7 protein-coding genes are annotated in these 13,408 nt (G+C 47.2%); 3 read left to right on the forward strand and 4 right to left on the reverse strand.

From position 1 onward, the window contains the following. Positions 1 to 52: 52 nt before the first annotated feature. Together K3G39_RS15425 and K3G39_RS15430 are read right to left on the reverse strand one after the other, a co-directional pair. On the reverse strand, positions 53 to 1,552 hold the full coding sequence (locus tag K3G39_RS15425; protein ID WP_220627072.1) for a SusD/RagB family nutrient-binding outer membrane lipoprotein: 1,500 nt from the start codon (positions 1,550 to 1,552) through the stop codon (positions 53 to 55). A gap of 18 nt (positions 1,553 to 1,570) precedes the next feature. Then, the gene (locus K3G39_RS15430) at positions 1,571 to 4,735 is read right to left on the reverse strand and encodes a SusC/RagA family TonB-linked outer membrane protein (protein WP_220627073.1); all 3,165 of its coding nucleotides are present in this window, start codon (positions 4,733 to 4,735) and stop codon (positions 1,571 to 1,573) included. 962 nt (positions 4,736 to 5,697) lie between these two features. Here K3G39_RS15430 and K3G39_RS15435 point away from each other — a divergent pair. The 3 genes from K3G39_RS15435 to K3G39_RS15445 all read left to right on the forward strand — a co-directional run bounded on the left by K3G39_RS15435 (position 5,698) and on the right by K3G39_RS15445 (position 11,150). After that, a complete protein-coding gene (locus tag K3G39_RS15435; RefSeq protein ID WP_255594398.1) occupies positions 5,698 to 8,802 on the forward strand; it encodes a TonB-dependent receptor in 3,105 nt (1,034 codons plus the stop codon). A 67-nt stretch (positions 8,803 to 8,869) separates the two neighbouring features. Beyond that, on the forward strand, positions 8,870 to 10,429 hold the full coding sequence (locus tag K3G39_RS15440; protein WP_255594399.1) for a RagB/SusD family nutrient uptake outer membrane protein: 1,560 nt from the start codon (positions 8,870 to 8,872) through the stop codon (positions 10,427 to 10,429). A 91-nt stretch (positions 10,430 to 10,520) separates the two neighbouring features. After that, the gene (locus K3G39_RS15445) at positions 10,521 to 11,150 is read left to right on the forward strand and encodes a ribonuclease HII (protein WP_220627074.1); all 630 of its coding nucleotides are present in this window, start codon (positions 10,521 to 10,523) and stop codon (positions 11,148 to 11,150) included. On the opposite strand, the gene K3G39_RS15450 is transcribed toward K3G39_RS15445, so the two are convergent. Both K3G39_RS15450 and K3G39_RS15455 read right to left on the reverse strand, forming a co-directional pair. Beyond that, positions 11,143 to 11,577 (reverse strand): response regulator, encoded by a 435-nt coding sequence (locus K3G39_RS15450; protein ID WP_220627075.1) that lies wholly within the window; start codon positions 11,575 to 11,577, stop codon positions 11,143 to 11,145. The two genes, K3G39_RS15445 and K3G39_RS15450, sit on opposite strands and share 8 nt — an antisense overlap. Positions 11,578 to 11,623: 46 nt before the next feature. Continuing rightward, entirely contained in the window at positions 11,624 to 13,093 is a 1,470-nt protein-coding gene (locus tag K3G39_RS15455; protein WP_220627076.1) for an ATP-binding protein, read from the reverse strand. Positions 13,094 to 13,408: the final 315 nt, after the last annotated feature.

Here is a 13,408-nt window from a genome sequence, read left to right on the forward strand (position 1 = left end):
TAACTGTTAAATTCTGGATCTTCATTTTTAAATCACTTTAAAGTCAAATACACTATTCACTCATCCACCAAACTGGTACCAGTAAGCCCGCCGGATAATCCTGCAGTGGTACGTTCTCCGCGTTACCCTGAATTTCTCCAAGTGCGTAAGGCCAGCGGGTAGGAATTCTGGTGACGCCTACCTGAGCGTTCTGGGCAAGTTCGAGTCTTGGATATCCTGTCCGCCTATAGTCGTTATAGGCCTCGTAGGCGTTTCCGACCGAAGAGGCCCATTTATCCCTGATGAGGATGTTGAGTTTGCCTTCCGTAGAACTGGCCGACTGAAATGCCGCTACCCGCCTGTTAATGTAAACCGTCGCGTCTGCATCGAAGTTGGCTGGTACGCTGGCAGCACTCACAAAGGTTTTGATGTCATCAAACTGAGACTGGAGCGCCTGCCTGAAATACTCAGCCGGGTCTCCGGGAGTGCCAAGCGTAAGGGCAGCCTCGGCAAGCCAGAAGTTAACCATAGTCAGGGTTACGAGGCGTATTGGGGCAGCGCCGCCATTCGAAATAGTACCATCAGCATTCTGTGTGCCGTTACCGACCACATACACTCCCCAGCGCGACCTGTTAGGACTCGTGAAGGGCACAGATGTAAATGCACCATTGTCATAAGTGACATAGTTGCCATTGGTTCGGGTAAAGAACACGGGCAACCTTGGGTCGTTCAGAGCCGAGAGTGAATCATAGAAGCGCTGGCTCAGAATCATGTCATTGATACGTGTCTGGTGCTGGTACATGTAGATCGGGTTGAACGAGCCCGAGGAGGCAAAGAAGTTGATATTGAAGTTCTCTACATTAGATGAGATCAGGTTCCCTTCGTTTACAAGCTGGGTAATGGCACTTGCAGAGTTCGGGTTGGTCTTACGGCTTTGCAGGTATAGTTTCAACTTGATTGAGTTGGCTGCTTTTCGCCATCTGTCCAGGTTGCCTCCGTATACCTGATCCCCAAGTGAGGCAGCCGTAACAGTGGTTTTGTCCAGGTCGGCAAGTCCCTCGTCCAGTAACTGCGCAACCCCCGCGTATACCTGTTCCTGTGGATCATAGCCAGGTTTGGGGAATTCCTCGATGTTCAGTGCCTGCGAGAACGGCACATCGCCCCACAGATCCGTAGCCACAAGGTATACATAGGCCTGCTGGATACGGGCCATACCTGCGTAATGGAAGTTTTCCTCCTCACGCCCCTGTTGCACGATCTGCTCCAGGTCATCCAGTAGCGTGGAATAAATTGTGTTCCACTCGTTGTTCTCCGGTGAAATACTGTACCGGTCAAATGGGTCCGTTTGTGTACCTGTGCCTGCCATTTGTTGCATCCAGAGCGAGCTTACGATCTGGGCGGTGTTCCCCACAAAGAAGCCTGTACCTATCTGTGCCCCTGGAAGAAGGCTTTGCACCGAAGCGTTCGGCAGGTTGTTCGGGCTCACGTTCACATCCAGGTAATCGTCGCAGGCGCCGGCGATTGCCAACATAAATGCCAACACCACACCTTTTATTATAGTTATCTTTTTCATATGCTTTGGTGTCTAGAGTTAGAATGTGAAACGCAGGTTTACACCGTAGTTTCGGACTGATGGAGGAGAGTTAAACTCAAAGCCCCTGGTGTTACCGCCGAGCTGGTTTGACTCTGGGTCGGCATGCGGCAGGTTGGGCGCATAGAAGAAGAGGTTACGGCCGGTGACGGATATGCTAGCCGCCCCAAACGGAGTACGCTCCAGTATCGCCGCAGGCAGTTCGTATCCCAGGCTTACTTCACGCAGCCTAAACACAGATGCATCAAACACCGCAAATTCGTTTGCTGCGTTCAAAGCTACCCAGTACTCTTGGGCAGATATCTGTGTGGTGTTAGGGCTGGAGGTGCCGTCTGCATTCAGGACTACGCCCTCAAACAGGTAGGGACGCTCTCTGTCTGTTTGTTCATCGAGCACTCCCCTCAAACGCGCAATCTGAGTTTGTCGGGAGTAGAAGTCCCCTCCGTGCACGTACTGTAGCAACACGTTCAGGTTAAACCCTTTAAAGCTGAAGGTATTGCCCAGGCTGCCCCACCAGTCCGCGTTCGGGTCTGCAATGATACGTGGGTTCTGATCCACCACCGGCACACCTGTGTTCGGGTTGATGATGAAACGGCCCTGTTCATCACGCAGGAAGGCAGATGACTGGATCACACCGAAAGGCTGGCCTGGAATCAGCACAGGGCTAAGTCCTGTGAAAGCGCCGGTTCCGGCACCGGTCAGCAAAGTGAACTGGTTGAGTCCGGGTGCCAGTGATACCACTTTGGACTGTATGTCTGTGAAGTTCACGTTGACATCCCAACGGAAACCACCTTCAGAAGTAAATGGTGAGCCGGTGGCTGATATTTCCCAGCCTTTGTTCTGGATTTCACCGGCATTCTGGGTAAAGGTGGTAAAGCCTGTTGAGCCCGGTACGTCCACGTTGAAGATCTGGTCAGTGGTTTTGTTGAAGAAGTAATTCACATCGAGCGAAGTTCTTCCGTCAAACAGACCTAACTCAACACCAGCTTCATAGGAGGTGGTGAACTCAGGGTTCAGGTCCAGGTTACCGCGTCTGTTGCCGCGTGTAACAGCAGCTACAGTCCCATTGAATGGGAAACTGACGCCCGCCACGTTATTACCGAATCCCTGGTTTATAAACACTGTGTTGGTTAGGTATATACCGGCATCGTTACCTACACGCGCATAGCTGCCCCTCAGCTTACCATAGCTGAGAATGGGATTGGCAATGTCGAAGGCATCTGTGAATACGAAGCCAACGCTGGCAGCAGGGTAGAAGTAGCTGTTGTTGTCGAGCGCCAGTGTGGATGACCAGTCGTTTCGTCCCTGCAATTCCAGGAACAACCAGTTCTTATAGGAAAGACCGAGCTGTGAATAAAGACCCACCAATCGACGCTGTGTCTCCGTGTTCGTTGGAAATATGTTGGTATTTGTGTGGTTGATCAGGTTATAAAATTCCGGTGTGATCAGGTCTTCCGCTCTGATGTTCCGGTTATCCGTATGAATGGTGTTGATCTGGTTACCCACTAGGAATCGCAGGTTGATATCTTCGTTCAGGTCTTTGGTGTAGACACCGAATATATCCTGGTTAAACTGACGGTAGAAAATGTCATCGTAGATCTGGGAGCCCCGACGATTGAGGGCCGTATTACCGTTCGAGTTAATTGAGCCAAAGGCAATTGCCTCACGACGTCTGTCAGAGTACTGGTCCAGACCAATACGGTAGGTAAAGGTCAGGTCCTGAAAGAACTGAGGCTTCCAGTTTAGGGTGGCACTGGTAATCGTTCTGTTCACCTCGCTTTCATAAAAATTCTCATTCACGCTCCATCGTGGGTTGTCGCGGGCGAGCAGCGTAAATAGTGTAGGAGCCTGTTGGCCGGGGCCTATTTTATACGGCACGTTGTTGATGTCGAAACTTCTGGGTGTGAAAGGAAGCGTAAACCAGGGGCTCGTACCAGAGTTGCCCTGCAAAGAGCCTTCCTGCTCCGTATTAGCATAAATAATAGAGGCATCGAGCGATATACCATACGATAGCTCAGCTGTACCGGCAGCACGAAGCGAGAAACGGTCAAGACCGCTGTTCGGAATGATGCCTGACTGGTTGGTACTGTTGGCGCTGAAGATATACCTGGTGTTAGCGCCCGCGCCGGCTAGCTGCAGGCCATTGTCGAAGATGGTGCCTGTCTCGAAAAAGTCTTTTACATTATCAGGGTATGCTCTGTACTCCAGTGTCTCCTGCGGGTTGCCTGGGGCGTTGGGTACAGTAGTTATACCTGGCGTGCCAAACCTTGGTCCCCAACTATCGGTCACATTCGGGCTATAGCGGAAGTTAGTGCCTTGGCCATAATCATTTTGGTACTCTGGCAAGCCGTATACGTTCTGCAGGTTGAAAGAAGAGGTAACAGTCACCTCAAACTTCTTGTTGGCATCACCTGCCATCCCTTTCTTGGTTGTGATGATGATGGCACCGTTCGCGGCTCTGGATCCGTAAAGCGCCGCAGCGGCAGGCCCCTTCAGCACGGTCATCGATTCAATATCGTTCGGGTTAATGTCGAGGCCACGGTTAGAGTAAGCAGCGCCACCAACGGTAGGAGCGGAGGTAAAATTGGTGGAGTTATCAATTGGGATGCCGTCGACCACAAACAGCGGCTGGTTGTTACCTGTGGCGGAGGAGATACCCCTGATGAATACCTGTGTTCCTGCACCCGGCAAACCGCTCGATGAAATGATTTCCACACCCGCAACCTTACCCTGTAGAGCGTTAACCACGTTTGGTTCAGAGCGCTGTGATAACTGTTCGCCTCCTACGTTCTGCACGGCATAGCCCAGCGATCGTTCGGTACGCTCTATACCTACTGCTGTCACCACCACTTCCTGCAGCTGTCGGGTGTCCACGCTTAAGGTTACATTGATGGTTGATTCGTTGCCAATATCACGCGTGATGGTGGTATATCCGATAAAGCGGAAGGCAAGCGTGTTAGAGCCTGCCGGCACATTGATGGAGTATTCGCCGTTTGCCCCGGTGGCAGTTCCGACCGAGGTGCCTTGCACGAGTACAGCAACGCCGGGCAGCCCCTGCCCGGTTTCCTGATCTGTTACTGTACCTGTAACTGTTCTAGTCTGTGCTATGCCTTGTTGCAGAAAGACGAACACTAGAATAAAACTTACTAGTAGTAGTTTTCTCATGGTCCCAAAAGATTTTGGTTTCATTAAAATGTATGAAGTCAATTTGGCAAAAGTGCCACGAGATGGGGCACTTACAGAGAGGTAGTAGGAAGAGCCATTATACAGCTTGGACCTATAGAATCAAGCTAAAAGTCTAAACATTAAATAAGAATATCTGCTTGTTGTTTAATGATAAAATTCAATTAGTTGATCATAACATTATACGTTTTAAATTTTATTTAGACATTGAATTATAGTATTTTAACTAAAAAATAATGTTGTTATACTATACTTAAGGTATTTATATATTCATATTTATGCAATATGATTAGGTGTCTGGATTGCTTTAACAGGAGGGTGGGTAGAAGAGATTCAGTGCCGCTTTGAAAAACCCATAGAATCATAAAGACTTTAGCTCTTGCTACAAATTTTTGCTGCGCTTCTAAAAATAGAAAAGAGATTTCTGCTTAGTTGCAGAGCGTAATTTGAATAACTACATCAATGTTATAAATCTGTGTGTGTTATAACATTGAATAAGAATCACTTATAAAACAGAGAACTGATCAGTCCTAATTTGTTTGGTAATATTAAAAGGAAAATTTAAACAGGTTTTTTGTAAAGTATTGTGCTAATCAACTGATTAGGGAGATAAAAGGCCATTAAGATCACTGGTAGACTTGTAATAACATAAGATGAATGCTTAATGTCCTCAGAAAGAAAGTGATAAGTGCCCTAAAATTTAATTAGCATTATTGTATATATTGGAAATTTATTCTTAGTTTGGAGCATTCAAATTGTGAATAAAGTTTATTTAAATGCTGAATAGGCTTTCTCATTACTACTTGATAGCTAACATGAACACAGTATGCGGTTTTTACAACAATACAAAGAAGACCCCTGTGTATTTGCTGACATTTTGACTACGCTTACTTTAAACCTTAAATCTTAACTACTATTTATCTTTCACCTCAATTAACAGACCAATGAAAAAACTACTACTATTGAGTTTTGCGCTGGTGTTCGTCGTGCTTCAGCAGGCATTGGCGCAGGGCAAAACTGTTACGGGTACTGTGACTGACCAGTCGACTGGCGAAGGCCTTCCTGGTGTTGCAGTGCTTGTAAAGGGCACTAGTTCCGGTACGGCTACCGGAGCAGATGGTACTTACTCTATTAATGTGCCGGCGGACGGCAACACACTCGTGTTCCGTTTCCTCGGTTACAAAACTACTGAGCGTGCAATCGGAACAGCTGCTACAGTGAACGTAACGCTTGAAGTCGACCAGAGACAACTTGATGAAGTTGTGGTGGTGGGTTACGGTACACAGCTTAAAAAGGACGTAACAAGCTCCATTGCACAGGTAAAAGGTGAGGAAATCGCCAATCTGGCAACGCCGAGCTTTGACCAGCAGTTAGCAGGTCGTGCGTCAGGTGTTGTTGTGCAGCAGCCATCCGGTATCCTGGGAGCCCCTCCCGTTATCCGTATCCGCGGTACGAACTCTATCTCTGGTAGCAACTCTCCACTTGTTGTAATCGACGGTATTCCCGTGCTGACAGGTAACGTAGGTGCTTATGCTTCTTCTAACGCACTTGCTGATATCAACCCGAACGATATCGAGTCATTCGAAATCCTGAAGGATGGTGCTGCTACAGCAATTTACGGCTCACGTGCCTCTAATGGTGTTATCCTGGTGACAACCAAAAAAGGAAAGCAGGGTCAAATGAAGGTGAGCTATGATATGTATACTGGCTGGGCCAGCCCAATCAAGGTACATGATCTTCTAAATGCTGAGCAGTTTGTTGAGATTGCGAACGAGAAGTACGTAAATGCTGGCAACGCGCCACAGGCATTTATGGACGCCAACGGAACTAACACGGACTGGAATGACCTTGTTTACAGAACGGGTTTCCAGCAGAGCCATACTATCTCTGCTTCAGCAGGTACTGAGAAAAGCAAGTACTACTTTTCTTTGGGTTACACAGATCAGGAAGGTATAGCTGTAGCTAACGATTTGAAGCGCTATACCTTACGTGCCAACTTGGATCAGAAAATATCCAATCGCATCACCTTCGGCCTGAATTCCGGTCTTTCTTATCAGCGTAACAATGGCGTATCTGTAGGTTCCAATAGCTTGAGTGGTAATACTTTCGCAGTGATCCGTATGTTGCCAAACGTAGGGGCATATGATCCAAATGACCCTACAGGTTATAACCTTGATGATGGTAACCCGGCTGCTTTGGGAAGAGGTGCAAACCTTATCCACATCAATAACAATACGCCGAACATCCTTTTTAGCTTGGACAATAATATTCGTAAGTCTACGACTTACCGTGCTAGCGGTAATGCCTTCTTGGATTTCAAGATTTTGACTGGCCTTAACTTCAGAACAGTTTTAGGTGTTGACCTTTCACTGCAGGATGACTATGGTTATATGGACCCACGCCATGGCGATGGTAGAGGCTTAAATGGCTACATAGACCAGATTTATTCTCCATACACTACTTGGAACTGGCAGAACATCCTGTCTTATAACAAGTCATTTAACGATGTACACAACATTGATGTGACAGCCGTAGCAGAATATAACAAAACAAGTACCTCATTCTTCAACGCCTTCGGTTCTGGTATCTCTGATCGCCTTTTCAAAGATAACCTTGTGACTGGAACAATGGCTAACCAAGAAATTGCGGGTGGTATTGGTGGAAGCGGTCTTTCTTCTTACTTAGGCCGTGTAAACTATAACTACAAAGGAAGATACTATGTAGGTGGCTCACTCAGAGCGGATGGTCTTTCTAAGCTTTCTCCAGATAACCGTTGGGGTTATTTCCCAGGTGTTTCTGCCGCATGGCGTGTGTCTGAAGAAGAATTCTTCAAGAACTCAAGCGCTCTGAGCGTTATCACTGACTTCAGAATAAGAGGTAGCTACGCAGAAGTGGGTAACTCTAGTATTGTAGGTGGTGATTATCCTTATCTGGGCTCTTTTGCTCCTCGCCCTTACGGTGGCCTGAGTGGTATTGCTTTCAGTAACACGGGTAACGGTGACCTGAAGTGGGAAACACAAGAAATCATTGACTTCGGTGCTGACTTTGGCCTGTTCAATGGTCGCCTGAACCTGGAAGTTGCTTACTGGCAGAAGAATAACAAGGACATGGTGCTAGGTGCTCCAACTCCTCCTTCGCTTGGTTTGCCAGGGAACCTAATCTATAGAAACATCGGTACGATGAAGAACGATGGTATCGAAGTATCTTTGAGCGGTGCAGTACTTGAGAAAACCAACTTCTCATGGAATGCCAATTTGAACTTCTCTACTCAGAACAACAAAATAACTGCTCTTGTAGATAACCAGGATCAGATATTTGACTATACCATCCATAGAGAAGGTGAGTCTTTCAACTCTCTTTATGGCTACATCTATGAAGGTGTGAACGTTGCAAACGGAAACCCAATCTATAGAAAAGCCGATGGTAGCTTAGTTCAGTCAAGCCTCCAGATCGGACAATCTGGCTACAAGGTTTATGACCCAGCTAACCCAAGCGATATCTCAAAGGCTTCAACCCTTGGTACTGCTGACAAAGTTGTGTTAGGAAGCGCTCTGCCTAAGTGGTTTGGTGGCTTTGATAACAACTTTAAGTATGGCGACTTTGACATGAACGTGTTCTTCCGCTTCTCTGGTGGTAACAAGATCATGAACCGTACACGTCAGGACTTACTGAACCAGACCTTCGAGAACAATGGTACTGAAATTCTTGGCAGATGGCAGTCTCCAGAGAATCCTGGTGATGGTGTAACTCCGAAACTTTATCAGGGTAGAGGTGTAGCTGCGAACAATGACGGTCAGACATCCACACGTTTTGTTGAGGATGGTGACTTCTTGAAACTAAGCAATGTAGCCATCGGTTACACGCTGCCTTCGTCTCTTACAAGCAAAATTAATGTTCAACGCCTGAGAATGTATGCACAGCTTCAGAATGCATTCACTATCACTGGTTACAAAGGTCTAGACCCAGAAGTATTTACTTCTACCGGTGTTGATTTTAATGGTAACCCGCAGCAACGAGTAGTTTCTGTAGGCCTGAACTTAGGATTTTAATTAATATTAAATTACTGACACAATGGAAAATAGAAATTTTCTAAAAAATAGATTGAGGCTGGTATTGATGGCTCCTGCACTTGCGCTGGCAGTTATGATGACCTCCTGCGAAAAGGAAACAATAGAATTGCTTCCAAAAGACCGAATTACAGAAGAAAGCGCGTTCCAGGACCCTGAAAGAATTCAGCTAGCTATGCTGGGTGTGTATGATGCCGCCCAGACAGGTTTCTATCCTGGTGGCCAGCGTGGGTATCCTTTTGGAGCTGCAGCCACTGCTCAGGCTGACATGCGAGGGGAGGATATGCTGAATGTTGCTGCTTTCTATGCCTTTACATACGAGTCTACGTTCAACGCAACTACTACATTGAACAATGTGGTTATGTGGGAATCATTATACGGTCTTGTAAACAAAGCCAACATAATGATTGACGGTTTGAAGACGGCTGCTGAGGCAGGCGTAATCACCCAGGAACAAGCAAATTCTTATGAAGGGGAGGCAAGATTCCTGCGTGCACTGGCACACCACGAACTGCTGTTGAACTTCGCAAGACCTTATAATGAGACAGGAGACGCTTCTCATTTAGGCGTGCCTTACCGTAGATTGGCTGTAAACGATCCTGCAAGTGTGGATGAAGCCAAATCTCAGGGAAGACACACCGTGAAAGAAAGCTATGCTATGCTGTTAGAAGACCTTGACTTCGCTGAGCAGCACATAACTGTTTCACAACTCACCAGAGCCTCCAAAGGAGCGGCGATTGCTCTTAAAACAAGGGTGAAACTGCACATGAGAGACTGGAACGGTGTCATTACAGAAGCAGATAAAATTGTTTCAGGCTCCGGACCATTCACTAGCCCAATTGGCAATTATGCACTGACAGCCGCACCTGAAGGTCCATTTGTTGGTAATAAAGGAAACAGCGAATCTATTTTCTCTATCCTGAACTCTACAGATGACAACCCAGGTACAAACGCTGCTCTGCCGGCTATGTATAGAGGAGAAAACCGCGCCCTGGTTGCGATCAGCCCTACCATCTGGAACCAGACTTTCTGGCCAAAGGAGGATTTGAGAAGAACAGACCTTGCTGGTACTTATGCTGGTGGTGTATTCACTAAGAAATACATTGACCTGAGTGGTTGGTCTGACAACACTCCTATTATCAGGTATGCTGAAGTGCTTCTTAATCTGTCTGAGGCAATCGCAAGAACAGAAGGTGTAAATGACAAAGCAGTAGCCCTTTTGAACAGCGTAAGAAGCAGATCGACTTCTGAAACATATGCTACGTCAGGAGCATCCGCTGCTTATCTGAACATCAGCAGTGCTAATGACCTGCTTCAGGCTATCATGAACGAGCGCAGAATCGAGTTTCTTGCAGAAGGTTTACGCTGGAAGGATATTCACAGAACAGCTAAAAACGGTGAATTAGGTGTAAACGGCGTGCCTGCTAAAGTTGCTTATGGTGCTGTTAAACTAACAGACTGGGTTGCAGCAAGTGGTGAACTGAGACCTGCTCTCTTTACCAGTATTCCGGCAATACCATATGCGGATAACCGCTTCCTGTGGCCAATACCAACTTCTGAGATCACTACTAACCCTGTGTTAGCTGCTCAGCAAAACCCTGGATACTAAGCCTTACGGATAGTATAGATTTAAAAAGCCCTGTCAGCGGAAGTTGACAGGGCTTTTTTTTATTTTTGTTATTCAAACTTCTATACACACCATGGCACTTCTACGAAATTACAGTGGCTATACCTTAGAGGCAGGTATAGATGAGGCTGGCCGCGGTTGCCTGGCTGGCCCTGTGGTGGCCGCTGCCGTTATACTGCCGCCAGACTATAGCCACAGCTTACTGAACGATTCAAAGCAACTGAGCCATAAGCAAAGGCTGCAGCTACGGGTAGATATTGTGCGGGATGCGGTAGCCTGGGCAATAGGAGAGGCGAGTCCTGCTGAGATTGACCAGATCAACATTCTGCAAGCAACTTATCTGGCGATGCATCGGGCCATCGGGGGGCTAAGCCTGGAACCGGAGTATCTTATTGTGGACGGAAACAGATTTAAGGTATACGGCGAGTTGCGCCATGCCTGTATTGTGAAGGGTGATGGGAAGTACCTGTCCGTTGCGGCGGCCTCTGTGCTGGCCAAAACGCATCGGGACGAGCTGATGTGTGCGCTTGCAAAAGAACACGACACTTACGGCTGGGAACGTAACGCAGGATATCCCACAAAAGAGCATCGCAATGGCATTGCGCAGTTTGGGGCCACGCAACACCATCGCCAGTCATTCAGGTTACTGTCAGAAGAGCAATTGTTATTATTCCCTAACAAGGAGACAGAAGGGCTTATTTAAGCTTTATGAGATCAAGAAACAGTGTAAAGTTGTCGAGAGAAGAGGGGCTGGCCTCAAAATTTTCAAAGCTCATCGGCTTTACGATATAGCCTGCCACGTTCAGCTTTTGCGCAGCCATACGGTCTGTCTCCTCGTTTGAGGTAGTCATAATGAAAACCGGGATATGGCTGAATTCAGGCTCATGGCGCAGCTCGGCCAAAAATTCCAGCCCATTCATACGCGGCATATTGATATCGAGTAAAATAACACTGGGTGCAGGGGATATTTTGGGCACACCTGTTCCTCGCAGCATGTCAAGCGCCTCACGGCCGTTGCGGGCTACATGAGTCGGATGGGTAATGCCTATTTTTTTAAGTTCGCGTTCTACATTCATAATATCCAGATAATCGTCTTCAACTAAGAGGATATTAACGTCTTTATTTATCATAGCACTTATGGGAATTCAATGATCAAATCTAATATAATTATTTCAATTATGCCTGATTTTTAGGCCAGGTAAAACTGAATGTTGCTCCCTTGCCGGGGCTCGAGGACACCCAAATGTTGCCCCCATGGTGTTCTACGATCTTTTTCACGATGGCCAGACCTACGCCTGTACTTTCTACTGCGTCGCGCTCCTGCAGGGTCTGAAAAATCACGAATATACGCTCGTGGTACTGCGGCTCTATACCTGGCCCATCGTCTGATACCGAGAAGGTATAGAAGTTCTCCGACTCCTGGCAGGTAATGTTAATATGGCCGTCCTGGCGATGGTGGTACTTGATGGCATTTGAGATCAGGTTGAGAAAAACCTGGTGCAAATGTACCCGCTCCGTATAAATGTGGGGCATATCTGGCCCGATTTCAATGTTAAAGCCTACCGGTGGCGAGGTCATATCCGTTACTTCTGCCAGCAGTTGCTGCACGTCTACCATCTCCTGGGCATAACTGTTGCGATCTACGCGGGCAAGGGCCAGTATACCATTGATCAGGTTTTCCATACGGTGTACCCGCACGCGCATCATTATCAGGTACTCCTTTATATTGTCAGGCAGGTTCTGCCCCATGTCTTCCTCTACCCACCGCGACGCCACTTCTATACCTCTCAAAGGTGCCTTCAGGTCATGCGATACGACATAGGCAAACTGGTCGAGTTCTTTGTTCTTGCGATCCAGTTCAGAGAACGTTTCATCAATCGTGGCCGACATCCTGTTCAGGGAGTACGACAACTGGCTGAGTTCATCTTTGGAGGTGTCCACGATCTGGGTCTGGTATTCTCCCTTCGAAATTTTTTCGGCCAACGTCACCATCTGCATGATGCGATTAGAGATGATGCGGGTAATATACCACGCCCAACCAAGGCCTAGGAGCACCGACAGTATGGTAAGAACGGTGGAAACCTGCCTTGTAGTATTGATACTGACATTCAGGCGCTCATTTCTCTCTCCCCGCAAGGTATACTCATGGGAGTTGAACACGCGGAAGTCGCTTCGGATAGTATCCATCAGCACTTTCTCACCCAGCACCAGCGTATCGAGTTTCATGTCGAAAGCACGGGAGGAGTATTCGAGCGTGTCGCCTCTTTTCATTTCGATGAGCGGCTCTGCATACTCTGTAATCCAATCATCGTGTGTATTGATGATCTTATCAAGTTTCTGCTTCTGACTCTCAGAGGCGGTATAATTTCTCACATCATCTCGTAGCCTGCTGAGCAGCCTTCGGGCTTCGTAGTAAGGCTCCAGAAACACTTCGTTTCCGTTAAGCAGGTAGCCTCGCAAACCAGCTTCCATATCGATGATATTACGTTGCAAAGAAGCAGAGTTTCGGACCACAATCTGAGAGCGGGTTACCCAGCGCATGTTCTCGATCACATCCTCCGACAACCTGAAGTTTACGATGGCAACAGTAGTAAAAAGCAGCGATATCAGGACGAACCCGATAAACAGCTTGGTTGATAGCTTCATGAAATATTATCTGATGAGCGCCGGACTGAGCTTTTGATGAGACAGACGATATCCTGCTAAGTTAATAAAAATGATGCTAAGCAAACTAAACTGCCAGGTAATACGGGTAGCAGGCTGCTTGAGACAATAAGGCGAGGGCACACTTTTCCTGTGTGCTAATCGGTAGAGAGTAGTAAATGGCATGATCCTTTTGGCTAAAAAAGTGATGGCTTGATTTACGCACCGACCCCGACAAGGTTATACACAAAAGAGTGTTGATAAAGGTTGACAGCAGGCAGTTAGCCCTAGAAATAGCATTTAAGCTATACAGATCAA

This window comes from Pontibacter sp. HSC-14F20 (genome assembly GCF_019599265.1).
Lineage (GTDB): Bacteria > Bacteroidota > Bacteroidia > Cytophagales > Hymenobacteraceae > Pontibacter.